This is a genomic window from Halothiobacillus diazotrophicus, assembly GCF_001663815.1.
GTDB lineage: Bacteria > Pseudomonadota > Gammaproteobacteria > Halothiobacillales > Halothiobacillaceae > Halothiobacillus > Halothiobacillus diazotrophicus.
Genome location: NZ_CP016027.1, coordinates 1,739,844 through 1,765,405 on the forward strand (window position 1 = coordinate 1,739,844; position 25,562 = coordinate 1,765,405).

General features: G+C 62.0%; 26 protein-coding genes. 16 read left to right on the top strand and 10 right to left on the bottom strand.

Annotation, left to right across the window (positions count from 1 at the left end; all coding sequences use genetic code 11):
- Nucleotides 1–8: 8 nt before the first annotated feature.
- The 9 genes from hisH (at nucleotide 9) to gpmI (ending at nucleotide 6,740) form a co-directional block, all read left to right on the top strand.
- Nucleotides 9–650: an imidazole glycerol phosphate synthase subunit HisH gene (gene hisH, locus A9404_RS07640; protein ID WP_231880982.1), complete on the top strand. Its 642-nt coding sequence runs from the start codon at nucleotides 9–11 to the stop codon at nucleotides 648–650.
- Between the two features lie 42 nt (nucleotides 651–692).
- Nucleotides 693–1,448 carry a 1-(5-phosphoribosyl)-5-[(5-phosphoribosylamino)methylideneamino]imidazole-4-carboxamide isomerase gene (gene hisA, locus A9404_RS07645; RefSeq protein WP_066099801.1) on the top strand — a complete coding sequence of 252 codons (756 nt, stop codon included), beginning with the start codon at nucleotides 693–695 and terminating at the stop codon, nucleotides 1,446–1,448.
- 10 nt (nucleotides 1,449–1,458) lie between these two features.
- Nucleotides 1,459–2,232: an imidazole glycerol phosphate synthase subunit HisF gene (gene hisF / locus A9404_RS07650; protein WP_066099804.1), complete on the top strand. Its 774-nt coding sequence runs from the start codon at nucleotides 1,459–1,461 to the stop codon at nucleotides 2,230–2,232.
- 76 nt (nucleotides 2,233–2,308) lie between these two features.
- On the top strand, nucleotides 2,309–2,704 hold the full coding sequence (hisI, locus tag A9404_RS07655; RefSeq protein ID WP_066099808.1) for a phosphoribosyl-AMP cyclohydrolase: 396 nt from the start codon (nucleotides 2,309–2,311) through the stop codon (nucleotides 2,702–2,704).
- Nucleotides 2,697–3,050, top strand: a complete 354-nt coding sequence (locus A9404_RS07660) for a phosphoribosyl-ATP diphosphatase (RefSeq protein WP_066099811.1) — start codon at nucleotides 2,697–2,699, stop codon at nucleotides 3,048–3,050. The genes hisI and A9404_RS07660 overlap by 8 nt, the downstream gene beginning before the upstream one ends.
- A gap of 27 nt (nucleotides 3,051–3,077) precedes the next feature.
- Nucleotides 3,078–3,356: a Sec-independent protein translocase subunit TatA gene (gene tatA / locus A9404_RS07665; protein WP_066099814.1), complete on the top strand. Its 279-nt coding sequence runs from the start codon at nucleotides 3,078–3,080 to the stop codon at nucleotides 3,354–3,356.
- A gap of 42 nt (nucleotides 3,357–3,398) precedes the next feature.
- On the top strand, nucleotides 3,399–4,007 hold the full coding sequence (gene tatB, locus A9404_RS07670; RefSeq protein WP_066099817.1) for a Sec-independent protein translocase protein TatB: 609 nt from the start codon (nucleotides 3,399–3,401) through the stop codon (nucleotides 4,005–4,007).
- A complete protein-coding gene (tatC, locus tag A9404_RS07675; RefSeq protein WP_066099819.1) occupies nucleotides 4,004–5,128 on the top strand; it encodes a twin-arginine translocase subunit TatC in 1,125 nt (374 codons plus the stop codon). Before tatB ends, tatC begins: the two co-directional genes overlap by 4 nt.
- A 70-nt stretch (nucleotides 5,129–5,198) precedes the next feature.
- Entirely contained in the window at nucleotides 5,199–6,740 is a 1,542-nt protein-coding gene (gpmI, locus tag A9404_RS07680; protein ID WP_066099822.1) for a 2,3-bisphosphoglycerate-independent phosphoglycerate mutase, read from the top strand.
- 40 nt (nucleotides 6,741–6,780) lie between these two features.
- Here the strand turns inward: gpmI and A9404_RS07685 are convergent, their stop codons facing one another.
- The 3 genes from A9404_RS07685 to A9404_RS07695 form a co-directional block, all read right to left on the bottom strand.
- The gene (locus tag A9404_RS07685) at nucleotides 6,781–7,575 is read right to left on the bottom strand and encodes an ABC transporter permease (RefSeq protein WP_066099824.1); all 795 of its coding nucleotides are present in this window, start codon (nucleotides 7,573–7,575) and stop codon (nucleotides 6,781–6,783) included.
- Nucleotides 7,572–8,165, bottom strand: coding sequence for an ABC transporter ATP-binding protein (locus tag A9404_RS07690; RefSeq protein WP_066099826.1), 594 nt, complete (start codon nucleotides 8,163–8,165; stop codon nucleotides 7,572–7,574). The genes A9404_RS07685 and A9404_RS07690 overlap by 4 nt, the downstream gene beginning before the upstream one ends.
- Nucleotides 8,166–8,286: 121 nt before the next feature.
- Nucleotides 8,287–9,522, bottom strand: coding sequence for an MFS transporter (locus A9404_RS07695; protein ID WP_082922822.1), 1,236 nt, complete (start codon nucleotides 9,520–9,522; stop codon nucleotides 8,287–8,289).
- A 129-nt stretch (nucleotides 9,523–9,651) separates the two neighbouring features.
- Here A9404_RS07695 and A9404_RS07700 point away from each other — a divergent pair, with 129 nt between their 5' ends.
- Genes A9404_RS07700 through A9404_RS07710 form a run of 3 tightly spaced genes read left to right on the top strand, consistent with a single transcriptional unit; the run spans nucleotide 9,652 to nucleotide 12,245 of the window.
- Nucleotides 9,652–10,380, top strand: a complete 729-nt coding sequence (locus A9404_RS07700; RefSeq protein ID WP_066099833.1) for an MBL fold metallo-hydrolase — start codon at nucleotides 9,652–9,654, stop codon at nucleotides 10,378–10,380.
- An 18-nt stretch (nucleotides 10,381–10,398) separates the two neighbouring features.
- Nucleotides 10,399–11,523: a YeeE/YedE family protein gene (locus A9404_RS07705; RefSeq protein WP_066099836.1), complete on the top strand. Its 1,125-nt coding sequence runs from the start codon at nucleotides 10,399–10,401 to the stop codon at nucleotides 11,521–11,523.
- A 56-nt stretch (nucleotides 11,524–11,579) separates the two neighbouring features.
- A complete protein-coding gene (locus A9404_RS07710) occupies nucleotides 11,580–12,245 on the top strand; it encodes an ArsR/SmtB family transcription factor (RefSeq protein ID WP_066099839.1) in 666 nt (221 codons plus the stop codon).
- 96 nt (nucleotides 12,246–12,341) lie between these two features.
- Here the strand turns inward: A9404_RS07710 and A9404_RS07715 are convergent, their stop codons facing one another.
- Nucleotides 12,342–13,250 carry a c-type cytochrome gene (locus A9404_RS07715; RefSeq protein WP_066099842.1) on the bottom strand — a complete coding sequence of 303 codons (909 nt, stop codon included), beginning with the start codon at nucleotides 13,248–13,250 and terminating at the stop codon, nucleotides 12,342–12,344.
- A 196-nt stretch (nucleotides 13,251–13,446) separates the two neighbouring features.
- Here A9404_RS07715 and recG point away from each other — a divergent pair, with 196 nt between their 5' ends.
- Nucleotides 13,447–15,522 carry an ATP-dependent DNA helicase RecG gene (gene recG / locus A9404_RS07720; RefSeq protein WP_082922823.1) on the top strand — a complete coding sequence of 692 codons (2,076 nt, stop codon included), beginning with the start codon at nucleotides 13,447–13,449 and terminating at the stop codon, nucleotides 15,520–15,522.
- A gap of 136 nt (nucleotides 15,523–15,658) precedes the next feature.
- Complete coding sequence (locus A9404_RS07725; protein WP_066099844.1) at nucleotides 15,659–16,099, top strand: Hsp20/alpha crystallin family protein; 441 nt, start codon at nucleotides 15,659–15,661, stop codon at nucleotides 16,097–16,099.
- Between the two features lie 118 nt (nucleotides 16,100–16,217).
- Here the strand turns inward: A9404_RS07725 and A9404_RS07730 are convergent, their stop codons facing one another.
- The 3 genes from A9404_RS07730 to A9404_RS07740 are packed head-to-tail and all read right to left on the bottom strand — an operon-like array spanning nucleotide 16,218 to nucleotide 20,648.
- Nucleotides 16,218–17,594, bottom strand: coding sequence for a diguanylate cyclase (locus tag A9404_RS07730; protein WP_082922824.1), 1,377 nt, complete (start codon nucleotides 17,592–17,594; stop codon nucleotides 16,218–16,220).
- 2 nt (nucleotides 17,595–17,596) lie between these two features.
- Nucleotides 17,597–17,968, bottom strand: coding sequence for a response regulator (locus A9404_RS07735; RefSeq protein WP_066103013.1), 372 nt, complete (start codon nucleotides 17,966–17,968; stop codon nucleotides 17,597–17,599).
- Between the two features lie 40 nt (nucleotides 17,969–18,008).
- On the bottom strand, nucleotides 18,009–20,648 hold the full coding sequence (locus tag A9404_RS07740) for a response regulator (RefSeq protein WP_231880879.1): 2,640 nt from the start codon (nucleotides 20,646–20,648) through the stop codon (nucleotides 18,009–18,011).
- A gap of 197 nt (nucleotides 20,649–20,845) precedes the next feature.
- Between A9404_RS07740 and A9404_RS07745 the strand changes: the two genes are divergently transcribed.
- Both A9404_RS07745 and A9404_RS07750 read left to right on the top strand, forming a co-directional pair.
- Nucleotides 20,846–21,592: a PP2C family protein-serine/threonine phosphatase gene (locus A9404_RS07745; RefSeq protein ID WP_066099847.1), complete on the top strand. Its 747-nt coding sequence runs from the start codon at nucleotides 20,846–20,848 to the stop codon at nucleotides 21,590–21,592.
- Nucleotides 21,593–21,648: 56 nt separating this feature from the next.
- Nucleotides 21,649–22,506: a LysM peptidoglycan-binding domain-containing protein gene (locus tag A9404_RS07750; protein WP_066099849.1), complete on the top strand. Its 858-nt coding sequence runs from the start codon at nucleotides 21,649–21,651 to the stop codon at nucleotides 22,504–22,506.
- A gap of 49 nt (nucleotides 22,507–22,555) precedes the next feature.
- On the opposite strand, the gene A9404_RS07755 is transcribed toward A9404_RS07750, so the two are convergent.
- From A9404_RS07755 to queF, 3 genes are all read right to left on the bottom strand, one after another.
- Nucleotides 22,556–24,259: a protein kinase domain-containing protein gene (locus A9404_RS07755; protein WP_066099852.1), complete on the bottom strand. Its 1,704-nt coding sequence runs from the start codon at nucleotides 24,257–24,259 to the stop codon at nucleotides 22,556–22,558.
- Between the two features lie 104 nt (nucleotides 24,260–24,363).
- Nucleotides 24,364–24,882 (bottom strand): FHA domain-containing protein, encoded by a 519-nt coding sequence (locus A9404_RS07760; protein ID WP_082922826.1) that lies wholly within the window; start codon nucleotides 24,880–24,882, stop codon nucleotides 24,364–24,366.
- A gap of 211 nt (nucleotides 24,883–25,093) precedes the next feature.
- Nucleotides 25,094–25,483 carry a preQ(1) synthase gene (queF, locus tag A9404_RS07765; RefSeq protein WP_066099854.1) on the bottom strand — a complete coding sequence of 130 codons (390 nt, stop codon included), beginning with the start codon at nucleotides 25,481–25,483 and terminating at the stop codon, nucleotides 25,094–25,096.
- Between the last annotated feature and the right edge of the window lie 79 nt (nucleotides 25,484–25,562).

Consider the following 25,562-nt stretch of genomic DNA (forward strand, 5'->3'; position numbering starts at 1 on the left):
TGGCGGAGATGATTGCTGTCGTCGATTACGGCATGGGCAACCTGCGCTCGGTGGCCAAGGCCGTGGAGCACGTCGCGCCCACGGGCACCGAGGTCCGGGTGACCGATGACGCCCAACAGATTCTCGACGCGGACCGCGTCGTCTTTCCGGGCCAGGGCGCTGCGGCCGACTGCATGGCCGCCCTGAATGGCCGGGGGCTCATCGCCCCGTTGGCCGAAGCTGCCCGAACCCGCCCCTTCCTCGGGATCTGCATGGGCATGCAGGTCATGCTCACGCACAGCGAGGAAAACAACGGCGTTCACCTGCTGAACTGGTTCGAGGGCGAGGTGCAACGCTTTCCGGCGATGCATGATGGCAATGGCCTCGCGCTCAAGATCCCGCAGATGGGCTGGAACGGCATTCGCCAGGCGCACCCGCACCCCTTGTGGCATGGCATCGCGGATGACGCGCGTTTCTACTTCGTGCACAGCTATTACTGTCGACCGAGCGACACCGCGCTGGTCGTCGGGAGCACGGAATACGGCATGACCTACGCCTCGGCATTGGCCCAGGGCTCGGTCTTCGCCATCCAGGCCCACCCCGAGAAAAGTGCGGCCGACGGACTCACGCTCCTGAAAAACTTTACCCGCTGGAATGGCCAGGCCGACTAGCCCCAGCCCGCTGCAAACATCCGCGTATCGAGGACGCGACTTATGTTACTGATTCCCGCAATTGACTTGAAAGAAGGCGCCTGCGTTCGCTTGAAGCAGGGCCGGATGGACGACAACACGGTTTTCTCCGACGATCCGCTGGCCATGGCCAAACGCTGGGTAGATGCCGGCGCACGTCGCCTGCACCTCGTGGATCTCGACGGCGCGTTCGCCGGTAGCCCGCGCAACCGGGCCAGCATTGCAGCCATCTGCGAAGCCTTCCCCGAACTGCCCATCCAGGTCGGCGGCGGCATCCGGGACGAAGAGACCATCGAACAATACCTGGAGATGGGCGTTTCCTACGTCATCATCGGCACCAAGGCCGTCTCCGATCCGCACTTCGTCTCGGATATCTGCCTGTCCTTCCCCGGACACATCATCGTCGGTCTGGACGCCAAGGACGGTAAGGTTGCCGTCGACGGCTGGGCGAAAATCTCCAACCACGACGTGATCGACCTGGCGAGCCGCTTCGAGCAGGACGGCGTATCTTCCATCATCTTCACGGACATCGCCCGTGACGGCATGATGCAGGGCGCCAACATGGCGGCCACCCGAGAACTGGCGCGTGCCGTGCGCATCCCGATCATCGCCTCGGGCGGCATGACCGACATGAACGACATCGACCGCCTGATCGATGCGGCGGAAGACGGCGTCGCAGGCGCCATCATCGGACGCGCCCTGTATGAGGGCGGCATCGATCTCGGCGTGGCCCAGGCGCGCGTCGACGAACGCTGCGGCATCCCGCCCTTCACGGAATGAGCCCGAGCCCATGACCCTCGCCAAACGGATCATCCCCTGTCTCGACGTTGCCGAGGGCCGCGTCGTCAAGGGCGTGCAATTCGAATCCCTGCGCGACGCGGGCGACCCCGTCGAGGCGGCACGCCGCTACAACGACGAAGGGGCGGACGAACTGACCTTCCTGGACATCTCCGCCTCCCACGAGGGACGCGACACCATGCGCCACGTGGTCGAGCAGGTGGCCGAAGAGGTGTTCATTCCGCTGACGGTCGGCGGCGGAATTCGCGCACTGGCCGATGTGCGGCGATTGCTGAACGCCGGCGCCGACAAGGTCTCGATCAACACCGCGGCCGTGCACAACCCGGCGCTCGTCAAGGAGATCGCCGATTCGATCGGCGCGCAGTGCCTGGTCGTCGCCATCGATGCCCGGCGCGTTTCCGCCCTGGGCGAACCGCTGCGCTGGGAAATCTTCACCCACGGCGGGCGCAAGCCTACTGGCCTCGACGCCGTCGAATGGGCCGCGCGCATGGCCGAATTCGGCGCCGGCGAACTGCTGGTCACCAGCATGGACCGGGACGGTACGAAGCAGGGCTTCGACCTTCAGCTGACCCGCGCCATTTCCGATGCCGTGACCGTGCCGGTCATCGCCTCCGGCGGCGTCGGCAACCTGGACGATCTCACCGCCGGGATTCTCGAAGGGCATGCCGACGCCGTTCTGGCCGCCAGCATCTTCCACTTCGGCACCTACCGGATCGCCGAGGCGAAAGCCAACATGGCGGCCGCCGGGATCGAGGTCCGGCTTTAAGCCGGACCGGACCACCCCCGGTCGCCTGCCGTCGCTGCTATACTAGCCCTCCTTTTTCATCCTGATGACCACTGCCATGCCCGACGCCCCCGCCGCCTGGATCGACGAAATCACCTGGACCGCAGACGGTTTGGTGCCGGTGATCGCGCAGGATCATGAAACCGGTCGCATCCTGATGTTCGCCTGGATGAATCGGGCCGCCCTCGAACAGACGGTCGCCACGGGCGAGGCCGTCTACTTCTCACGATCCCGCGGCCGCCTCTGGCACAAAGGCGAGCAGAGCGGCCATGTTCAGCGTGTTCACGACATCCGACTGGACTGCGACGGCGACGTCATTTTGCTGTGCATTGAACAGATCGGCCACATTGCCTGTCACACAGGTCGGGAAAGCTGTTTTTACCGCCATCTCCATAATAATGAATGGCAGATCACCGACCCTGTATTAAAATCCCCGGATGAAATCTATGGCTGAACGCGACCAGGCCACCGAAGCCACCCTCATCCTGCAGCAACTGGCCCAAGTGATCGAACAGCGCAAGCAGGCGGACCCCAGTGGTTCGTACGTCGCGTCACTGTTCGGCAAGGGCCGGAAAAAGATCGCACAGAAGGTCGGCGAGGAAGGCGTCGAGGTTGCGCTGGCGGCGGTCGGCGGACAGTCCGGGGAAATCATCGCCGAAATGGCGGATTTGTGGTTCCACTGTCTGGTATTGTTGGCAGACGCAAATCTATCGCACCAGGCTGTGCTGAATGAACTGGCACAGCGCTTTGGCCTGTCCGGCCTTGAAGAAAAGGCAAGCCGGACCAATAACCCTTCATAGATTCACTTTTTTTGAGGAGCGCACATCATGGGTAGTTTTAGCATCTGGCACTGGCTGGTCATCCTGGCAATCGTACTGCTGCTGTTCGGCACCAAGCGTCTGAAAAACCTGGGCACCGACCTGGGCAGCGCCATCAAGGGCTTCAAGAGCGCCGTCAAGGACGAAGAGAAGAAGGATGAAGCCACTGCCGCCGGCAAGGCCACCGAAACCATCGCGCACAAGGATGCCGACGCCGGCCGCGTGATCGAGGGCGAAGCGGCCACCCGCCAGGAACATTCGGACACGACCCCGCCCAAGCAGGGCTGAGTCTTGGTGGCTTCATCGCGCATGACGACCGGGGACTAGACCGTGTTCGGACTCAGCATCTGGGAAATCTTCCTGATCCTCGTGATCGCCCTCCTCGTGGTCGGGCCCGAGCGCCTGCCCGGACTGGCGCGCACCGTGGGTTCATGGGTTTACAAGGTGAAACGGTTCGTGGCCAACGCCAAGGCCGAAATGGACAGCGAATTCAACCTCAAGGACATGCAGAATCTGCTGACCTCGCAGGAATCAGAAATCGCCAAGCTTCGCGCCTTGGTCGAGGAAACCCGTCAGGAAGTCAGTGACTCGGGGCGGCAGGTGCTTGGCGCCGTGGATGAAGCGGAAGCCAGCTTCCGTGCGGCTGCGGCGTCTGAGCAGTCGCTCGAAGCAGATACGGCGGAGAAGGCCGCAGCCGAAGAAACCGCCGCCGAAACCACCGGCACCGCCACGGATCGCTCCGCCCAAGGGGATGCTCCGGCACAAGCCGAACAGGCAGCGCCGGACAAGCCCATGACGTTCGAGGAAGAAATCCGCGCCCTGGAGGAAAGCTCCGGTCAAACGTTCAAGCGACCCTTCGAGCCCATGCCCGAACCGTCTGTAGCGGAGCCGACGCAAGACGCCCCGTCCCCGAACACCCGGAACACGAAATCAACATGAGCGAACATGAAGTCCCCGCCGGGGGAGCTGACGCCCAGCAACAAGACCAGGAACAAGGACTGACGGGCTTTCTGACGCACCTGGTCGAACTACGCAATCGGCTGCTCAAGTCCGTATTGGTCGTACTCCTCCTCTTCCTGGCGCTGTTCCCCTTCCGGAACGAACTCTTTACCCTGCTGGCCAACCCGCTATCGCACCATATGCCGGCAGGCACGACCATGATCGCGGTCCAGGTCGCCTCGCCGTTCTTCATTCCGCTGAAACTCACGGCATTGACGGCCGTATTCATCGCCATTCCCTTCCTGCTGTATCAGCTCTGGGCCTTCATCGCCCCCGGCCTGTACAAGCACGAACGAAAACTCGTCGCGCCGCTGGTCTTTTCCAGCACGATCCTTTTCTATCTCGGCGCGGCATTTGCCTATTTCGTGGTCTTTCCGGTCGTCTTCGGCTTCCTCAGCACCGCCGGCCCCTCGGACGTGAACTTCGCGCCGGACATCGGCGAATACCTGAGTTTCGTGACTTCCCTGTTCTTTGCCTTCGGCTTCGTATTCGAGGTCCCCGTCGCCATCGTGCTTCTGGTGATCGTCGGCGCCGTCACGCCTGACAAGCTGGCGGAGTTCCGACGGTATGCGATCCTCATCGCCTTCATCATCGGTGCGATCCTGACGCCGCCCGACGTACTGTCCCAATTCATGATGGCCGTGCCGATCTGGTTGCTCTACGAGGTCGGCATCATCGTCGGCCGACTCGTCCTAAAAACCCGCAAATCGGACGAAGCGGCAGCTGAAGAGGAAATCCAGACCATGTCGGCCATCGACACCGTCGAGGACCAGGCCGTCACCGAACGACACGCGCGTTACGAACAGGAGGCCGATCTCGACCTGGACAAGGCATTCGACGAGGCCGAAGCCGATCAGCGTCGCCTGGACGCCGCCTCGAATGACGCCCCAGAGGCCCCGCACGGTACCGACGGAAACCCCGCCGAGTCCGAAGCGACGGACGTGGATCGCCCCAACGCATCCGCAACAGACGGACAGGGCGAAGAACATGATGCGGGAAATACCGGCGATTCGACGCAACCGCCCAGCGAACCGCCCAAGAAACCCGGTAATTCGGCTTAAAGAGCCCAACTTGCCCCTGCCGGACGGCCAACCCGTCCGCAGAATCGATTGAATCCGAGGAAGAGAGTCTATGTCGAGAAATGCGCCCCGCCGTCCTGTACTACTGGTCATCATGGACGGAATCGGCGTCAACCCGAGCCGCGAGAACAACGCCTTCGCGCTCGCGAACACGCCGAACCTGGACCACCTGTTCGCCCATCACCCCCATACCGTCATCGAGGCATCCGGCCGCGCCTGCGGCCTGCCGGACGGTCAGATGGGCAACTCCGAGGTGGGCCATCTGACGCTGGGCTGCGGTGACCTGATCCGTCAGGATCTGGTACGCATCGACGACGCCATTGCCGACGGCAGCTTTTTCGAGAACACCGCACTGATCGAGGCCGCCCAGAAGGCAGCCCAGGCCAATCGCCCGTTGCATTTGATCGGCCTCGTCTCCGACGGCGGCGTACACAGCCACATCAACCATCTGCTGGCGCTGGTCGACCTCGCCAGCAAGAACGGCGCCCGCCCCCTGGTGCACATGATCACCGACGGCCGGGATACCGCCCCGAAATCCGCTCCGTCCTATCTCCCCGAACTCGAGGCGAAGCTGAAGAAGGCAGGCGGCGCCATCGCCACGATCAGCGGCCGCTACTATGCGATGGACCGGGATCAGCGCTGGGAGCGCACCGAACTGGCCTGGCAGACCATCGTCCGCGGCGCGGGCGAGCGATTCGCCACGGCCAACGAAGCGCTGGAACACTCCTATGCCTCGGGCAAGACCGACGAATTCGTCCTGCCCGCGACCCTGGGCGCCTTCCAGCCCATCGAATCCGGCGATGCGGTGATCTTCTTCAATTTCCGCAACGATCGTCCGCGCCAGCTGACCGAAGCCCTGGGCCAGCCCGAGTTCTCGGGCTTTGACCGGGGCGACTACGAGCGTGCTCTGGTCACCTGCCTGACCGAATACGATCCGCGTTTCCTCTCACCCATCGGCTTCCCGCCGGAGCGCCCGAAGAACGTGCTTGCCGAGGTCATCAGCCAATCCGGGATCAAGCAGTTCCATTGCGCGGAAACCGAGAAATACGCCCACGTCACCTTCTTCTTCAACGGCGGCAAGGAAGAGCCGTTCGCCGGGGAAGACCGCTACATGGCGGCGTCCCCCAAAGTGGCCACCTATGATCTGCAGCCGGAAATGAGTGCGGCCGAGGTCGCCGATGCGGCCATTGGTGCCGTCGAGAGCGAGGATTACGGCTTCGTGCTGGTGAATTTCGCCAATGGCGACATGGTGGGACACACAGCGATTCGCGAGGCGGTGATCAAGGCCGTGGAAACCGTGGATACCCAGGTGGGACGCCTTGTCGAGGCAGCCCAGAAAAACGGCTTCTCGATCATCGTGACCGCCGACCATGGCAACTGCGACGAGATGGTCGACCCGGTCACCGGCGAGCCGCATACGCAGCACACCGTGTACCCCGTTCCCTGCCTGCTGATCGACGAAACGCCTTCCAAGCTCCGTACCGGGGGCGGCATCGCCAACATCGCCGCCACCGTGCTGGAGTTGATGGGACTGCCGGTCCCCAAGAAGATGAAGCGCTCGCTGCTGCTGAACGGCCCCAGCCCGATCGAATAATCGATCCCGTGCCGGATCGGGATCTTCCGGCGCCTCGGCGTCAGCCGCCGAGCCGATCCAGCCGCAACCGGTCCCGGCCATCGAACAGCCGCAGGCTGCCGAGATGGACGGCCAGCATCGAACCGAAGCCGGTGGCGGCGGTGATCAGCAGCATGATCAGGATCTGATAGCGGACGGCCTCCATCGGCGGCGCTCCGGCCAGAATCTGACCGGTCATCATCCCCGGAAGACTGATCAACCCCGCCGCCGCCAGCATGTTCAACGTTGGAATCAGCCCCGCCCGCAAGGCATCCGCCCGCAATTCCCGCGTCGCGGCGCGGGCCGTCTGCCCCATGAGCAATCGCGCCTCGATCTGCACGCGACTCGACCAGGCCGTCTGTGTCAGATGATTCAGCGCGAGTCCGATCCCCGTCATGGTGTTTCCCAGGATCATGCCCAGCAAGGGAATGGCATATTGCGGCGTGTACCAGGGCTTCGGCTGAACCACGATCAGCAAGGTGAACAGGGTGATGATGGCCGCCGTCACCCCCATCGAAACTAGACCGATACCGTAGCCCCGCCAGCCCTTGATCGGCCGCTTCTGGCGGGCAATCACCTCATAACTCGCCAACAGCAGCATGACGAGCGCCATCAGCGTGATCCAGCCCAGATTGGCCACGGCAAACAGACTCTTGAGTACCAGCCCGACGAGCAGCAGTTGCAGCACCATCCGGATGCTCCCCCAAACCAGGGAGCGCAGCAGGCCAAGTCCGAGCAGCAGCTGGACGACGCCCAGTGCCAGCACGAGCAGGCCTGCGAGGATGAGATCGACGACGGAAAGCACCTGAATATTCATTCGATGTGCCCACCTTCCGCGGTCATCTGCAGAACCTTGCTGTCCAGCAGATCCCCTTCCGCGGCATCATGCGTCACCCAGACGGCTGCAGCACCCTGCCTGCGGACATATTCGGCCACGAGCTGCGTCATGGCTTCGGAGTTTCGTGGATCCAGGTTGGCCGTGGGCTCATCCAGCAACAGGACCCGGGGATCCAGCATGAGTGCACGCAGGAGGGCCAGTCGCTGCCGCTCACCGGTCGACAGGCGCTCGACCGGCGTATCGAGGAGCGTCGCTTTCAGGGAGAGTCGCGACAACCAGTCATCCGGCGGCTGCCGGGGGAAGTGGTCGGCGACGTGATCTGCCCACCAACCCGATTCGGCAGGCACATAAACCACGCGCCGGCGCCATTCGGCCGGTGCCATGGCCGGTTGCGCCACCCCGTCCAGCGCAATGTCGCCTGTATGAACGGAGAGATCGGCCAGGGCCCGAAGCAGTTGGCTCTTGCCGACGCCGGATGGCCCGCGCACCGTCAGGATATCCCCATCGGCAAGGTGGAAGCTGACAACCGGCAGGTGCGGGCCGGCGACATTCTGAACGGTCAACGTCATCAGCGGACGAACCGATAGGCAGCAGACATGGATAGAGCCATCAACACGCAATCCCGAACAAGCTGAATGCAAAAGGTTTCACAGTATAGTCACACCGCAGGCCAACCGCATTCAGCGCCGCTCAAGTCCTCGCCGTTACTGGTGATGACAGCCGCACCATCAGATACAGTCCCGACAGAAACATCGACACGCCCACGAACCAGAACGGCAGAGTGATCCCCTCGCTCAACTGGGCGACCAACCCAAGTCCCAGCCCGCCCAGGGCATAACCCAAGTCGCGCCAGAACCGGTAAATCCCTAGGATGCCGGCACGCTGGGCAGGATCCGCGTGATCGGCGACCGAAGCCCCCAAGGTGGGGTACAGCATCGCCATGCCCGCGCCGATCACGGTCAGTTCGGCGACCCAAAGCCAGGGGGTCGTCGTCACACTGACCGCCAATACCCCCGCGCCGCATAGCCACATGCCGACCACGATCATGAGCTTCCGGCTGATCCGGTCGGAAAGCGGCCCCGTGACCAGCTGACCGCCCCCCCACACCAACCCATAAACGGCTACCAGCCCACCCGAGGCCACGAGACTCATACCGTTTGCCAAAAAATACACCGGAAAAAACAGCCACACGATCGCATCTGTGAATTTTTCGACCAATCCAGCCTGATTCAATGCGAACAGGGAACGGTTGCCCCAACTGGCGTAACCGAAAAGCCGACGCATAGCCATGGGTTCGGGCGCAGTCGACGCATCACCCAGATGCAGCAGCGCCCACGGCCGCGTTTCACGGACCAGAATCTGCGCGATCACCAGGGCCGACACGATGACTGCGGTGGAAAAGAGAAACAATCCCAACCGAGCGCCATAGGCCTCCACCACCACGGCGGAAAAGATGCCCGCCAGCGCGACGCCGCCGTAGCCTGCGAATTCATTGAAGCCGTTCACGAGTCCCCGCTGCCGCGCATGCGTCAAATCCAGCTTGCTGTTCAGCGCCATCGACCAGCTCAGGCCCTGATTGATCCCGAGGAAGACCGTCGCCAGGATGATCCAGCCCCAGCTTGGCCCATACAGGATCAGAAACGGTACCGGCAGGGCACTCAGCCACCCGAGAATCAGCACCCGCCGTCGGCCCCATCGATCCGACAGACTGCCGGCGGCAAGGTTGAGTCCCGCCTTGACGACACCGAACACGGCCACAAAGGTCGCCAGTGCCATAAAAGAGGTCGCCGCCAGGCCGAAATCGGATTCCGCCAGTTTCGGCAGCACCGTCCGCGTCATACCGACGAGACTGCCCACCAGGAACACCTGAAGCAACTGCAACGAAAACTGCAGCATATTGGGGCGAATGCCGTGCGTTGGGGTCATGCGCATGATTCCTAACCTATCGCTGAATGGTCGCCCAGTATGAAACAGCTTGACCAATCATTCAATAGAGTGATTGAATAATTGCGCATTCCAACGCTAAACCATCCGGACAACCGAGGAGCACACCCTATGTTTTTGGAACAAATTGCCTGCGATAAATCATCTCTTGCTTATCTGTTTGGTTGCGCCGGACAGGGTTTGGCCATCGCCGTCGATGTCCATGCCGGCGACGAAGACCGTTTCGTGGCCATGGCGGAAGCCCGCGGCGTGACCATCCACTACGTCATCGATACCCACATTCATGCCGATCATGTTTCCGGGGGACGGCGACTGGCAGCGCGAACCGGCGCGCAGTACGCGTTGCATGAAAGCGATCGCGGCCTGCCATTCGATTTTCTGCCGCTGGCCCATGGCCAGATACTGAAAGTCGGCAATGTGTCGGCTCAAGTCCTACATACGCCGGGCCACACGGAAGATCATATCTGCCTGCTCGTCACCGATCACGCGCGCTGCGAAGAACCCTGGTTCGCGCTGACCGGTCACGCACTCTTTGTCGGCAGCGTCGGCCGACCCGACCTGCACGGGCGGGCCGAGGAAATGGCGTCACAGCTGTACGACTCCTTGTTTGACCGACTACTCACCCTGCCGGATCATCTGGAAATTCTGCCCGGCGCGCAGGCCGGCAGCGTCTGCGGCGGCGGCATCAGCGGTAAGCCCTGCTCCACCATCGGGTTCGAGAAGCGACACAACCCCACGCTCGGCAAATCGCGTTCGGCCTTCGTCGAAGAAGTCAGCCGCGCGGTACTCCCCCCAGTCGAAGAAATGCAAGCCATTGTCCACGCCAATACCACACGCTGATTGAGAGAGGATATTCCTATGGATCCGGTGATCACTCGTTACTTATTCTGGATACTCGCCCTGTCGATCGCTTTCGGCGCGGCCGCTCAGTTTTCTCGTTTCTGCCTGTTGGGCGGACTGGGCAGCTATCGACAATCCCGTGACGGGCGACGGCTCGCGGTCTACCTCGCTGCGATCGGCGTTGCCATTCTCGCCACCACCCTGGTTCAATCCGTTACCGGCATCGATCTGGACAACACGCGGCCGGCCTATCGCTCACCCGATTTCGCCTGGGGCCGCTACCTGATCGGCGGATTTGTGTTCGGCATCGGCATGGTTCTGGCGCGGGGATGCCCCGTACGCAGTCTCGTGAAAGTGACTCAGGGCAATCTGCAGGCATTGCTTGCCGTCATCGTGATGGCACTTGCCGCCTACGCCATGACGCGAACGAATCTGTATGCCACCGCATTCCTGCCGTGGGTAGGCGCCCTCAGCACCAACCTGACGTCGTTCGGCATCGCGCATCAGGATTTGGCCAGCCTGCTGGATGGCGGCCGTGAAATGTACTGGATCCTGGCACTCGCCATCAGTGCCCTGCTGCTCTTTGCATCCTGGCGCTGGCTCCCGCTGCGGGCCAATTGGCTGGGCTGGCTGGGCGCCTTAACGATCGGGATCGTGGTGGGCCTCGCCTTCTGGGTCACCGGGGGTTCTTTGGGTCAGGCGGCCGCCGATGCCGCCGAAATGATGAACAATCCTCAACAGGGCCTGGGCTTGCAGTCATTCACCTTCAGCGCGCCCATGGGCGATGTTGTCTATTTCCTACAGCGCCCCGCCACCTTCGCCGCCATCACCTTCGGGGTGGTCGCCGTGGCCGGCCTGTTGCTGGGCAGCCTGATCAGCACCCTGATCCGACGCGAGTTCCGGTTATCATTCCCCCGATCCTGGCAGGAGTGGACGCGCACGATCATCGGCGCACTGATGGTCGGCATCGGCAGCGTGCTGGCCATGGGCTGCACGGTGGGCCATGGCTTGAGCGGGATCTCGACACTGGCACTGGGATCGTTCATCTCCCTCGCCGCCATCATGGCCGGCGCCTGGATTGCCTTGCGCGTAGAACACGAGTTTTTCGGGCGAGCGTCCCACGGTTGTACACTACCGGAATAAACAGAACCGAACGGGTGCCCTACCGGCACCCCTCCATAGGAAGAACCGTCGCACCCATGGGATTCAAACAGCAACTCAATGATCAATTCGCCCGCCTCGGAATGGCGCTCTCCAACGGGCCACGTCTCGAGATCCTCGAATACCTGGCCCAGACCGAGCGCTCCGTGGATCAACTGGCCACACTCACCGGACATAGTGCCGCGAATACATCGAGACACCTTCAACGTTTGCATCAAGTCGGCTTGGTGACTTCCCGCCGACAGGGTAAGCAAATTTTCTACCGTCTCGCCGACGATGATGTCGTGGAATTGCTCGCCGTACTGAAACGTGTCGCCGAACGGCACCTCCACGAAGTCCGCGACCTGATTCAGAGTCACCTGACCCAAAGAGACAGCCTCGAACCGCTCTCGGCCGATGAATTGATTGCCCGTTGCCGAGATGGGCTCGTCACGGTTTTGGATGTCCGACCACCTGAAGAATATGAGGCCGGGCACATTCCGGGCGCCATCAATATCACCTTGGCCGATCTCGAGCGCCGGATCGCCGAACTCGATCCCAAGCAGGAAATTGTGGCCTATTGCCGCGGTGCCTACTGCGCCCTGTCTTTCGAGGCGATCGCACAACTCCGGGCAAATGGCTTTCAGGCGCGTCGATTGGCGGACGGCTTCCCGGAGTGGAAGCACGAACTGCACCCCGTGGCCTACGGCCCGAACCCGGGCTGATCCTCACCGGATCTCGCCCGATCCTGATCCAGAGCGAAACACAAAAAAACGCCGGGCAAATGCCCGGCGTTTTCTCAAGGTCCGATTTCCCGAGGATTATTCGGTTTCGGTACCGTGCATCTTGTCCTTGCCGATCGTGGAGATGAATGCGGCCAGGTCGTTGATCTCGTCATCCGTGAGGTACTTGGCCTGCGGAATCATCGCGTAGGAACCCGGACCCATGGACTGCCCCTTGCGGAACATCTTCAGCAGGGAAACCACCGTGTTGGCCGGCAGACCCGCCAGCTTCGGCGCATTCAGCAGATGCCCGCCTTCACCCTCGGCACCGTGACAGACCGCGCAGGATGAGAACAGGGCATGGCCCCGGGCAACCACCTCACTGGAGATGATCATGGCCGGAGCAGCTGGCGCCGCGGGTGCAGCAGCCTTCGTCGCGCCCGCCGCAGCCGGAGCAGCACCCGCCGCATGACCGCCGAGTTCGGCGATGTAGGCTGCCAGATCGGCGATATCGGTTTCAGACAGGTTGGCCGCTTGCGGCGCCATGGTGCCGTACCGTGCGCCACCCAGACCATGCTTCTTCAGCGTCTCCATGTCGCCCTTCTTAAAGGCGGTGAGGATCGTGTCGGCATCAGCCGCACTCAGCTTGGTCAGGTCCGGGAAAGCACCGCCGTTACCCTTGCCATCCGCTCCGTGGCAGGCCGCACAGGTCGCGAACTTGGCCTTTCCCGCCGCAGCGTCGCCAGCAGAAGTCGAAGCCGCAGTCTTCTCGGCGGCAGGGGCCTCAGTCGCAGCAGGAGCCGGACTGGCCGCAGGCGCGGCGGCCGTAGCCGGTTCGGCGGGCGATGCGGGGCTATCGACGACCTGAGCGGTCTCGGCCGTATTGCGATTCACGACATTGATCAGGGAATTGACCATGTAGTAAATCGGGGCCAACAAGAGAATTGCCGCCACGAAACCGATCAGTTTCGCGCTGGAATCAACCTTAGGGGTGTTGCCGTGTGCCACTGGAACCTCCAATACAGTATCTGAATGTCAAAAAATAAACTTCGGCCGATGCGAGAAAGCTTGGGGGTGAAACGAGCATCCCGGTCGGCATTTCGCGACATCCGGAATACGTGATCCAATCCGTTGGCGGGAAAGTATATAGTGATTTGCCCGCCTTGGTGCATATAATCGCTCAATAATTCAATATGTGAAGGCTATGACAGCGCACCGGTCCCCGCCCAAGGCGGGCACACTCATGGATCCCGTGGACCGGCTCACCGGCGTCGGCAGCCGTGTCGCCGCCCAATTGAGCCGCCTGTCGATCAACACCATCGGCGATCTGCTCTGGCATCTCCCCATCCGTTACGAGAACCGGGGACAGATCCAGCCCCTCGGCCCACACCTGATCGGCCAGTCCGCCCTGATTCGCGTCACCATCGACGAGGCACGGGCACTCAGGCATGGCAAGGCCCGATTGGTTGCCCAGGGCCACGACGATACGGGCGAGATCACGCTCTGGCAATTCGGTCGCTTCGGCCCCACCCTCGCTGCCGGCCAACAGTACCTTCTGTATGGGGAAGTGCGCACCAACGCCCACGGCGGCCTTGAGATGGCCCAGCCCGAGCTTATGCAAAGCGCGCAGCACGACGCGATTCTTGCGGTTTATCCCACCACCGAAGGTCTGAGCCAGATCAAACTGCGCGCGTGTATCGATCAGGCGCTCGGGATTGCCCTACATGACCTGGAAGAGCTGATTCCGGCGCACATTCGCCGGTCCGAAGGCTGGCCGGGCATCCTCGCCGCCCTGCAGCGGGTTCATGCGCCCCGCCTTTCCGAAGGCATTCCGCTCCGGAACGATCCGGCCTTTGTCCGACTGATCGTGGAAGAACTGCTCGCCCACATGCTGGCCCTGCGCCTGAAACATCACGAATTCGTCCAGAACCGTGCACCCAGCCTCTCGCCCGGCGGCCGCCTGTATCGAAATTTGCTGGATAGCCTGAGCTTCGAACCGACCCGCGCCCAGGCCCGTGTCCTGCAGGAAATCCATGACGACCTCGCCCGCCCGGCCCCCATGCTGCGACTCGTTCAGGGCGATGTCGGCTCCGGCAAGACCCTCGTGGCCGCAGGCGCCGCTCTCACCGCCATCGAGCAGGGCTACCAGGCGGCGCTCATGGCACCGACTGCCCTGCTCGCCGAGCAGCATCACCGGAATTTTTCCCAATGGCTCGCCCCACTCGGAGTTTCGGTTCACCTGCTCTCCGGCCAGCAGTCCGCAGCCGAGCGTCGCGCCAATCTGGCGGCGCTGGCCGATGGCAGCGCGAAAATGGTGATCGGTACGCATGCGCTGTTTCAGGAACAGGTTCGTTTCGACCGTCTGGCGCTCGTGATCGTGGACGAACAACACCGATTCGGCGTCCATCAGCGGCTCGCCCTCAGCGACAAGGGGGCACGACCGGACGGGGAAAGCCTGCGCCCGCACCAACTGGTCATGACGGCGACACCCATCCCCCGGACCCTGGCCATGAGCGCCTATGCCGATCTGGACCTGTCGATCATCGACGAACTCCCACCCGGCCGCAGCCCCATCACTACGGCACTCATCCGGGCCGACCGCCGTGACGAACTCATCGAGCGCATCAGCAGCGTCTGCAACAGCGGCAGACAGGCCTACTGGGTCTGCCCGCTGATCGAGGACTCCGAACGAATCGAGGCTCAGGCCGCGGAATCGACTACCGCCGCGCTGCGCGAATCACTGCCGCATCTGCGGATCGGCCTGGTGCACGGGCGCATGAATTCGGCGGAAAAGAATCGGGAGATGGCCCGCTTCAAGGCGCACGAATACGATCTTCTGGTTGCCACCACGGTCATCGAGGTCGGGGTAGACGTCCCCAATGCCTCCCTGATGATCATCGAAAACGCCGACCGGATGGGCCTGGCACAACTTCACCAGTTGCGGGGACGGGTGGGCCGCGGCGCGACGGCCTCCTTCTGCATTCTCCTGTTCGACGAACCGATTTCCGACAAGGCACGCACCCGTCTCTCCCTCATGCGGGAAACCCAGGACGGATTCCGACTGGCCGAGGCCGATCTGGCGCAACGGGGCCCCGGCGAAATTCTCGGCACCCGGCAGACGGGATTGGCCCGCCTGCGTGTTGCGGACCTGATTCAGGACGCGCATTGGCTCGCGCACGCACGCGACCTGGCCGACGCGTTGATCGCGGAGAACGATCCGAACACGAGCGCGCTCATCCGTCGTTGGGTCGGATCCGCCCAACAGTATGGACAGGTCTAGCCCACCCCTTCCGCCCCAATAATTCCCACATGGGAAATCTTGAAATTCGTGATGCCGCCCCCACCGTATTCAACCAGAGCGTTGGCAAACAACGCATGCCCGTCAACGGGTTGGCTACAACTGGAGGAAATGCATCATGTCACTGATTCGCTACGAACCCTTTGGTCTTTTGACGCAGCTGCAACGTGAACTGGAACGGTCCTTCGACAAGACCGCCGCCGAAGGCTCGACGGTCACCGCCCAGTGGGCACCCACCGTCGATATCAAGGAAGAAACCGACAAGTTCGTCATTCATGCGGACATCCCGGGCGTGAAGCCGGAGGATATCGATGTCTACATGGAAAACGGGGTCCTCACGATCAAGGGCGAAAAACGCACCGAAGCGACGACCGAGGACAAGAGCTACAAGCGGATCGAACGATCCTACGGTTCGTTCTACCGCCGCTTCAGCCTGCCGGACACTGCGGATGCCGACAAGATTTCCGCACACAGCGCGTTGGGCGTGCTGAACATCACGATCCCCAAGCGTGAATCCGTTCAGCCGCGCAAGATCAATGTCTCGTCCGATCTGAACTGAACCGGGGACGCTGATCTCGGGGATCCCCAAGAACCCTAAGCGCAAACCAAGGCGCCGCCGATCGATGATCGGCGGCGCCTTTTTACTGGAAGCAGCGGTACAGCGCGTCGAAAGACCGTCACTGCGCCCCGAGCGTACCGACCTGGTTTCGACCGGCCGCCTTGGCTTGGTACAGCCCCTTGTCGGCCAGATTGATGAGTGCGCTCGGCTCGCAGAAGGCCGTCGGGCGCCACTCCCCCACCCCCAGACTGGCGGTCACCACGGGCATGACCGAACTGGCCGGATGCGGCAAGGCCATCTCCATGATGGCCATCCGCACGCGCTCCGCAACGCTGATGGCATCGTCCAGGGCGGTTTCCGGAAGAATGACGGCAAACTCTTCACCACCGTAGCGCGCGGCCAGATCCTTGGCGCGGAAGAGTCCGGTGCTCACCGCCTTGGCCACGCGCATCAGCGCGTGGTCGCCGGCTTCGTGACCGAGCGCGTCGTTGTAGCGCTTGAAGAAATCCACGTCGATGAGAATCAGCGAGACCGGCGAGCCCTCCTGCTGAGAACGGCGCCAGACCGTCATCAGATACTCGTCGAACTTGCGTCGGTTGGCGATGGCCGTCAAACCGTCGATATAGGAGAACTGCTTGAGTTGCCGGTTGGCCTCCGCCAACTGACGGGTCACCTTGCGCAGATAAACCTGGGTCGCCAGGCGGGCGAGCGCCACCGGAAAATCCAGCGGCTTGGCCAGATAATCGTTGGCGCCCTGCGTCAAAGCGTCCACGATAGTTTCCGAACCGTGCCGCGCCGTCACGACAATCACCGGCAGCTCATGTGCCGAGAACCGGCTGCGAATTTTCGCCAGCACATCGGCGCCACTCATCTGCGGCATCAGCCAGTCCAGAAGCACCACGTCGAATTGCTCGTTCTCCAGTCGCTGAAGGGCATCCTGGCCACTGTTGCTCACGGAAACCCGGTAGCCCTCCCGAATCAGCCGACGCTGCATCAATTCGAGATTTTCGGCCCGGTCGTCGATGATCAACAGGTGTCCGTCCGCCGTCCCAACGACCTGCCCCCCCGCATGTTCGCGCTCGGCAGGTACGGGCGGCGTCCCGAGATCGACGACGGGCCGTGCGCTCAAGGTTTCCAGCAGGGCGCGCATGTTGCCGACGGCTTCGGCGATCTTTGCCACATCCGCCCCGGCATCCGCCCAGTACTGATCCGTTGCGGTCTTCAGGTGCAGCAAGTCGGCATCGATCAGGGCCATGCGCTCGCGCCAGTCGGGAAAGAGGGCATCGAATCGACCGAGCGACACGGGCGTCGGCCGATTGATGGTATCCAGCAATCGGTAGGCGCTGGCCAGCAGATTCTTGAGGGGGTCCGTCAGAGCGGATTCGCAGGCCTTGGGCAACTCATCGAGCAGCATTTCGGTATAACCGACCATGTGATTGATCGGTGTGCGCAAGTCATGACGGATATGGGCATCGCAGGGATGAATGTCTGCCATGGTTACTGCACCGCACCGAGCAGACGCTCCATTTTGTCGAGCAAGCGCGGCAGCTCGACGGGCTTGGTATCGAAATCGTCGCAGCCGGCATCCAGTGCCTTGGTGCGCTCCCCTTCCATCGCGTGGGCGGTCAGGGCGATCACCGGGATCTTGCAGGTCGCTTCGTCGGCGCGCAGGGCACGCGTGGCTTCCCATCCGTCCATCTTCGGCAGACTCATGTCCATCAGAATCAGATCGGGAAGGTGCTCCTGCGCCATGGCGAGCCCCACCTCACCATCAACGGCCAGCAACACGTCATAGCCGCGGCGGACCAACCGCCGCGAGAGCATGTCGCGATTCATTTCGTTATCTTCTACCAGTAATATCCGGGCCATTTCCATCTTCTCCTAGCAATCCGGTATCGCCGCGCCGGACTCAACGCTCTTTCTTTCCATGCGCGCAGATCTGGTCGTGCAAACACGCAATCACGTCCGCCTCGCTCTGGCCATTACGCTCGATGATGTGCTCCACCCGGAGACTCAAGCGCCGGCGATCTTCCTCGGTCAACGTTTTGGCCGTCAGCACCACGATCGGCAAACGGTCGTATTCAGGCTTCTTGCGCAGGGCGTCCACAAAGGCAAAGCCATCCATGTTCGGCATCATCAGATCGAGTATCACGAGATCCGGCATCGGATGCGCCGCCAGCCAGTCAAGACCGGACTGACCGTCGCTTGCCTCGAACGTCTCGATAGACTCGCCCTCCAGCACCCGCCGCAGGAGATCCCGATTGGTTGCGTCATCGTCGATCACCAGCACCCGGCACACCGCCGGATGGCGCGCGTACTGTCGGAGCAGTCCCAGCAACGCCTCGCGATTCACGGGCTTGGTCAGGAACTGGGCTGCGCCCAGGGCATAACCCAAGCTTTTCTCGCTGGTCATCGTCAGCACGAAGACGGGGATATCCTTGAGCGCCGGATCGGACTTGAGCGCCGTGAGCACCGACCAGCCATCCATGCCCGGCATCATGATATCCAGCGTAATGAAATCGGGGCGCTCCGTTTTGGCCAGCGCCAGCCCTTCCTGACCGCTGCCGGCAACGATCACGCGATAACCCGCCCGGGCCAGAGAGCGCTGCAACAGATCGTGGACGGCCGGATCGTCATCGATCACCAGGATGGTTTCCGCATCGGCGCCCGCCGCAACGGGCACGTTGGTCGGCACCTCCGCCGATTCCGCACCCGCTACGGGGGCCGACGATTCCTCGAGGACGACCTGGAACGGCAACGTGACCGTGAAGGTACTGCCGACGCCTTCCGTACTCTCGGCAGCAATATCGCCGCCCATCATCCGGGCGAAGTGACGGGAGATGGACAATCCCAGCCCGGAACCGCCGTATTTCCGCGTCGTGGACGCATCGGCCTGACTGAACACCTGGAATAATCGCGACAGCTGTTCCGGACTCATGCCGATACCGGTATCGGCGACGGCGATCGTGAACTGATCGCCCCCTTGACGCCCGACCGTCACCGTCAGCGTCCCCTCATGCGTAAACTTCGCGGCATTGCTGATGAGGTTCAACACGATCTGGCGGAACTTGGTGAGATCGCCCGTCATGCCTCCGAGACTGTCGTCGCAGACCAGGTCCAGCTGGTTCTGATTCTTTTCAATCACGGGCCGGGCGGTATCGACGACAGCCCGCAACTCACGACAGATCGGGAAGTTCTCGAGATACAGCTCCATCTTGCCAGCCTCGATGCGCGACAGGTCGAGAATGTCGTTCACCAGCGCCAGCAGATGCTTGCCGCTATTGAGGATGCGATCCAGATCCGGCGTGTACTGGGTATTCCCGTCGTCTGACGCCTCCTCAATGAGGATTTCGCTATAGCCGATGATCGCGTTCAAGGGCGTCCGCAGCTCATGGCTCATGTTGGCGACGAACTGGCTCTTGGTCTGATTGGCCTCTTCGGCGTCCCGTCGGGCCTGCCGGGCATCCTCCAGCGCCAACTCCAGCTTCTGGGTCCGCTCCCGAACCGCCACGTTCAGATTCTGCTCGCGATCCGCCACTTCATGCGCCATGGCCTGGAAACTGCGTGCCAGTTCGCCGGGCTCGTCGCCCTGCGCGGCCAGTTGCTGCATGTCGGGCTGATCGAACACCGTGAGCTGTTCTGCCGTTGCCGCGCCCGAGCCAATGGCGCGTGCGGCCGTCGTCAATCGCTGGATGGGGCGGACCACGGTGCGCCGGATCTGCAGGATGAGCAAGGTTGTACCCACGGCAAAGACACCGAAGAAGATACCCATGGCCATCATCAGATAGCGATGCCCCCGGGCAAAGATTTCATCGGAGGGGACGTACACGGTCTGCGCGGTCACAATCTCGCCCATCTTCCAACCGAAACCATGCTCGCTGCCATAGGTGGCAATCAGGCTTTTCGGGGCCGCTTCGGGTGTGGAATGACATTGCAGACAAGAACCCTTCGTGATCGACAGGGGACGCGCCGTATAGAACAGGCTCTCGCCGTTGAGCTCACGGTAGCCGGAAAGGATTTTCAACGAGGGATCGTCACGAAACTTGGCAATCAGACCCTGCTCGAATCCATCGGCCTTGTCGAGGGGATTGGTCGGATCCAGCGTGGCTTCCTTGTAGAAATAGCTGGAAAACTGGGGCATTTTCCGGAAATTCTCGAACACGGTTCGCGCCGAGAACGCAGGCACCGTCTCGGAGATGAACTCCGGCTCCGTCATCAGTTGCTGACGCAGTTTGGGCGCGACGTACGCACTGGTGTATCGCCGTACGGAATTCATAACGCCGGTCAGCATCTCCGCCCGCATCTCGATTTCGGCCTCGGCCTTCTGATTCATTGCGCGCGACAGAAAGAAACCCGACACGGCGATGCTGATCAGAAACGCAATGATCAGAAATGCAGTCAGCTTCGTGCCAATCCGGAGGTTTTGCAGCATGTCCTCATCCTTGAAATAGTCGCCCGCCGTGGAGAAACCGCGCCAGAGCAGGCAGCCGATGCCTTGTCGAGCCTCGCCCGGAACGTCGCCGGTCGCGCCGCTCGACGCCGATTCCAACCAAATTCCAACCAACCGGAAGAGCGGAGATGCGGGAAGGAGGCTCGCAACGTGTCATTGACCGCGCTATTGTGTCATAAAATCAAGGCTCAAACGAGCGAGGACCGTTGATCGGTCAACGGCATATCCAGTCAGAAACAGGGACACCGTCATTGGACCAGGATCACGCAGGCCAAGCATCGGCCACTCGCGATTTCATGGGCTGCGACCGGCATATAGGGGGCCGGTCGCATCAGCAGGATCAGCTCGCATGCCTAAGCACGCCCGATCTCCGGCGACAACTCGTGATCGTCGCAGACGGCGTGGGCGGTCACTGGGGCGGTGAGATGGCGTCGAATGCCGTGATCGATACTGCGCGCCTGATGTTTCCCACTGCTCTGAACGAGTCTGCGGGAACGGATTTTCTTCGCGCGCTCTGTACCCGGGCCAGCCAGGAAATCCAGCTACGCGCGGCGATGGAGGGTGAGCAGGCTTACGCCACCGTCGTCGCTCTGCTGACGGACGAGACGCGCGCCTATTGGGCCCATGTCGGGGATAGCCGGCTGTACTGCTTCGAAAACGACGTCCTGCTGCACCAGACACAAGACCACTCGCTCGTGCAGAACCTGTTCGAACAGGGAAAGATCAGCGCCGAGGAACGCGCCACCCACCCCGACCGGAACCAGATCCTTCACGCTCTGGGGATGGTCGGGGAAGTCCGCCCCACGCTGGGCGAGATGTCCCTGAACACCAATCTGCGGTTCCTGCTGTGCACCGATGGTTTTTGGTCGCAGGTAGCAACCGCCGAGATGGCGGGCATTTTCTCGGCACCGGATCTGAATTTCGCCACATCGCTCTGGGTTCGGCAGGCCGCCCGGCGCGGGGGCGCGCAGAGTGATAACATTGCCCTGGCTTTATGGCGACCTCCGAAGCGAGCATCGCGGGGCTGGTCATTCTTTCGTTGATCTTATTTCCATTCGCACGGCACTGTCGGTACATCATCAGGGAGACTTGGAGCGGCATGCGATCGATTCGTCGAATTCTCTTCATTCTGGCTATTGCGGAGCTCGTGGGGTGCAGTCAGCTACCCACCGACCTGAAGTCAGCGCTGTCCCCCACCGAACCGCATGCCGAGCGCAAGACGATGAAATCCACGGACGCCGATGCAGTGGTCGCCAAGGAACATTCGGATGCGCCCAGGCAAAATATCGGGCAGATCATTCGCCTGCTGGAGGACGGCAAGCAGGATGAGGCCCGCAAGGCGCTGAAAGAATTCCGCGCCAATGATCCGAAAAACCCCGTGGCGCTGAGCTTGCAACAGCAGCTGGAAGCGGACCCGGTCAAGATGCTTGGCAAAAAGGCGCGCAACTATACCGTTGCGTCGGGCGACACCCTCGGCGGACTGGCGGAGCGTTTTCTCGGCAACCCACTGAAGTTTGTGATCCTGGCGCGCTACAACCACATCGCCCGGACCAAGGATTTGCGTGTCGGACAAGTCCTCCGGATACCCACGGGCCCCCAACACGAGGAAGCACCCTCGGAGACGACGGAACAAACGGTTCAGAGCGAGACGCCCACACCAGCACCGGTCGACACGCCCCCCACGAAGTCCGAGGAAAAGCCCGAGACGCCGGAGAAACCGATAGTGACCGCCCCGGAATCGCCGTCAATGAAGGACGCGGCCACCCTGGCACAGGTGCGCAAGTATCACGAACAGGCACTGCTCGCCTATCGTCGCCAGGATCTGGATCAGGCCATTTCCCTGTGGAATAAGGCCCTGGCGCTGGACCCGACCTACGAACCGGCCCTGGGTTACCGGGCACGGGCGTTGGAGCTCAGGAAACGCCTGAATCAGCTGGGTGGTGACAGCACGCACTGACGACACGCACTGACAGCCCCGCCGAGCCGCTTCGGTACGACAGCGAAACCTACCGCTTTCCAGCGGTCGGATTGGGCAGACGAACGGTTGCCCGCTGGGCGGGCTCTTCCGGTGACGTCGTATTCAATCCGGCATTCGGCACCCCGGAACCACCGCCCACCGACCGGACCTGTCGCGCCTCGAGCGCATCGACCATCGCGTTGTAGGCAGCGAAGATCTGGGCAAATTCATCCCGTCGCCGCGTCCGTATCCGATGATCCAGGCGGCCGACCCGGACCTGTTCCTGCGCATTGAGCAGAATATCCAGCGGAATCTGTATGCGCCGGGCGAACCAGTAGGTCCCTAGCATCACGACCAGGAACACGACGGAAATCCAGATCATCAGGGTGCCCAACGTCGCATGGTTGGCTTCCGCGAGGGCATTGGTGGTCAGGCCGATGCGCAGCTGGCCGATCACGCGCCCCTGATAATCGATGGGCGACTCGAAGACGAAGTAGGTCGTCCCGTCATCCTGACGCACCGAATAGACCCGTTGCGCCCCCCGGTCCCGAACCACATGGTCTGCGGTGAGCTGTGCGCCCATCAGGCGCGTCAGGTCCGCAGCCTGACTATGGACGGAGGGCAGGGTATCCCGGCCATCGATCGCCATATAGACGATGTCCCGATTCTTGCTCATGCTGTCGACCCAGGACTGGAGGGCCAGCTTGTCCTGCAGAAGCAGATCCTCCGCTGTCTGCATGGCCACCCACTCCGACAGGCTGAATCCATAATCGAACGCGAGATTGGAAATCACCTGATTCTGGCGCTGATGCACCCAGATCAGTCCCAGCACCATCGTGACGGCCACCACCGCCGCCATCAGCAGTGGCCATCGGACCCGGAGCGGGATGATGCGGCGCGCCAGCCAATGCTGGGTCATCTCCGTCTGGCGCCGCGCCATGGATCGCAAATCCGCTGCGACGCCCGCCGCGGACTGATACCGCTGACCGGGATCCTTGGCCAGCAGGGTGCGGATCAGCTCCAGCAATTCGGGGGGCGTTTGCGGGTCGAGAGGTCGAACTTGCGGGGTCGGCTGATTCATTACCTGCTTCCAGATCGACCACGGGTCATCGCCCCGGAAAGGAAGCTGTCCTGTCACGAGCTCGAACAGAACCACGCCCAGGGTATAAAGATCGCTCCGACCGTCCACCGGCTGATCGCCGATCTGCTCCGGGGACATGTATTCCGGCGTGCCGGACAGAAAGGCACGGGCACCTTCGGTTGACGGCAAATCGGCTTTCGGCAGGATACGTGCGATCCCGAAATCCATCATCTTGATGTCCCCCCGATCGTTGATCAGGGCGATGTTTTCCGGCTTGAGATCCTGGTGCACGACACCGTGCTGATGGGCAAAATCCAAAGCATCGGCGATCGCGATTGCGATACGCAGCAGGATAGGTACCGGGATACCCTCCGGAAACCGGGCAGCGAACTGATCCAGGGTATGACCAGACAGCAGTTCCATGGCAATGAACGGAATACCGGCCACTTCGCCGACATCGAACACCGTCACGATATGGGGATGGTTCAGGGTCCCGGCGGCTTTGGCCTCGGTGAGGAACCGCTCGCGATACTCGGGGTGCGCGGAGAACTCCGGGCGAAGTGTCTTGATGGCCAGTGTTCGGGCGATCTTCGGGTCATAGCCACGGTAGATGATGGCCATGGCACCCCGGCCGACCTCGCCCAGTATCTGATAACGACCGAATTGATTCATCGAAAACCTCCACGCATATCCCCTGCGTTTACGGTTGAGCGATCGCCATCGTCACGAACGGCGCGACGGGCTCGCAGGTTGCCAGAATCGGCGCTTGTAATTCCTCAGTGCCACAGGCCAGCGAACCAGCTGATCGCCCCCAACACGCCGACCAGAACGATGCCCCCGACGACCCACTGCCAGACGCGCGGATCGAGCTGCGCGGTCCGCTTGCCGGTATGCAGCTCGAAGGTCAAGGCGCCGAAACGGATTCGGTCGCCATGCTTGACCTCGATCTCGATGATCCGCTGATCGTTGACGAAGGTACCGTTGGTGGAAAGGATGTTCATCACCCGATAACGCCCCTGGTCTTCGATGACCCAGGCATGCATGGCAGACACGCTTCCGTCGGTCAGTACCAGATCGTTATCGGCCCGACGGCCAACCGTGGTTTTCCCGTTTCGCAAGGGGAAACGGAACCCTTGATACGGGGTGGTCATGCCGACCAGGGCGGGCTGATCCAGATCGACGTGCTGAGACTCGGCATTCGTGACGGCGGCGGTGCGCACGTCGTCCTTGGCGACCAGCATCGTGCCGTGCGAACCGACCGAACGAGCATTCCCGCTATGTTTCGGAGCTTCCATAGACCATCCCCTCCTGTGAAAATCTGACGTATCCCGATTGGCCAGCCGATCCCGACCGCCCCCCGATCAGATGGGAAATCCTTCCCCCCGACCACCACTCCAAGGCATGCCGGAAGCGCTACCTTCCCGCAATCCCGTCAAATATGCAACTGACAAATAGGGCCCTCGCTTGCCAGGTCGTGACTGCCCTTCAGCCGGTAAAGCCCGGTAATTACGGCAGCTCGACGCGCGGCGCCGGCTGCCAATCGGGTTTGCGATACTCGACCACGACGTTCGTATATACGCCGCCACGGACGTTCCACTCGCCGGTCACCCGGATGAAGCGCGGGGAGATGGCCTGAACGATATCGTCGAGAATGCCGTTGGTCACCGCCTCGTGGAAACCGCCTTCCTCACGGAACGACCACATGTACAGCTTGAGCGACTTGAGCTCCACACACAGCTGGTCCGGCACGAAATCGATCAGAATCGTGGCAAAATCCGGCTGTCCGGTTTTCGGGCACAGGCAGGTGAATTCGGGCACCCGCATGTGAATGGTATAGTCGCGATTCGGGTAGGGATTGGGAAAGGTTTCCAGGGTTTTGCTCGGTTGCGTGCTCATGGGGGCGCCTTCAGGTCAACGATTAAAGGATGTAGATGAATTCTGGGCGACATTATAGAGGGAAGCAGCCGACCCTGCC

Bases quoted from the DNA above. Each gene is read 5' to 3' on its own strand.
- queF (WP_066099854.1), bottom strand. From the start codon at position 25,483: ATGAGCACGCAACCGAGCAAAACCCTGGAAACCTTTCCCAATCCCTAC.
- A9404_RS07690 (WP_066099826.1), bottom strand. From the start codon at position 8,165: ATGACGTTGACCGTTCAGAATGTCGCCGGCCCGCACCTGCCGGTTGTC.
- A9404_RS07750 (WP_066099849.1), top strand. From the start codon at position 21,649: ATGCGATCGATTCGTCGAATTCTCTTCATTCTGGCTATTGCGGAGCTC.
- A9404_RS07660 (WP_066099811.1), top strand. From the start codon at position 2,697: ATGGCTGAACGCGACCAGGCCACCGAAGCCACCCTCATCCTGCAGCAA.
- hisI (WP_066099808.1), top strand. From the start codon at position 2,309: ATGCCCGACGCCCCCGCCGCCTGGATCGACGAAATCACCTGGACCGCA.
- A9404_RS07710 (WP_066099839.1), top strand. From the start codon at position 11,580: ATGGGATTCAAACAGCAACTCAATGATCAATTCGCCCGCCTCGGAATG.
- A9404_RS07685 (WP_066099824.1), bottom strand. From the start codon at position 7,575: ATGAATATTCAGGTGCTTTCCGTCGTCGATCTCATCCTCGCAGGCCTG.
- A9404_RS07730 (WP_082922824.1), bottom strand. From the start codon at position 17,594: ATGGCAGACATTCATCCCTGCGATGCCCATATCCGTCATGACTTGCGC.
- A9404_RS07745 (WP_066099847.1), top strand. From the start codon at position 20,846: ATGGGCTGCGACCGGCATATAGGGGGCCGGTCGCATCAGCAGGATCAG.
- recG (WP_082922823.1), top strand. From the start codon at position 13,447: ATGACAGCGCACCGGTCCCCGCCCAAGGCGGGCACACTCATGGATCCC.
- gpmI (WP_066099822.1), top strand. From the start codon at position 5,199: ATGTCGAGAAATGCGCCCCGCCGTCCTGTACTACTGGTCATCATGGAC.
- hisF (WP_066099804.1), top strand. From the start codon at position 1,459: ATGACCCTCGCCAAACGGATCATCCCCTGTCTCGACGTTGCCGAGGGC.
- A9404_RS07755 (WP_066099852.1), bottom strand. From the start codon at position 24,259: ATGAATCAATTCGGTCGTTATCAGATACTGGGCGAGGTCGGCCGGGGT.
- A9404_RS07705 (WP_066099836.1), top strand. From the start codon at position 10,399: ATGGATCCGGTGATCACTCGTTACTTATTCTGGATACTCGCCCTGTCG.
- A9404_RS07695 (WP_082922822.1), bottom strand. From the start codon at position 9,522: ATGACCCCAACGCACGGCATTCGCCCCAATATGCTGCAGTTTTCGTTG.
- tatC (WP_066099819.1), top strand. From the start codon at position 4,004: ATGAGCGAACATGAAGTCCCCGCCGGGGGAGCTGACGCCCAGCAACAA.
- A9404_RS07735 (WP_066103013.1), bottom strand. From the start codon at position 17,968: ATGGCCCGGATATTACTGGTAGAAGATAACGAAATGAATCGCGACATG.
- A9404_RS07725 (WP_066099844.1), top strand. From the start codon at position 15,659: ATGTCACTGATTCGCTACGAACCCTTTGGTCTTTTGACGCAGCTGCAA.
- A9404_RS07760 (WP_082922826.1), bottom strand. From the start codon at position 24,882: ATGGAAGCTCCGAAACATAGCGGGAATGCTCGTTCGGTCGGTTCGCAC.
- hisH (WP_231880982.1), top strand. From the start codon at position 9: ATGATTGCTGTCGTCGATTACGGCATGGGCAACCTGCGCTCGGTGGCC.
- A9404_RS07700 (WP_066099833.1), top strand. From the start codon at position 9,652: ATGTTTTTGGAACAAATTGCCTGCGATAAATCATCTCTTGCTTATCTG.
- hisA (WP_066099801.1), top strand. From the start codon at position 693: ATGTTACTGATTCCCGCAATTGACTTGAAAGAAGGCGCCTGCGTTCGC.
- tatA (WP_066099814.1), top strand. From the start codon at position 3,078: ATGGGTAGTTTTAGCATCTGGCACTGGCTGGTCATCCTGGCAATCGTA.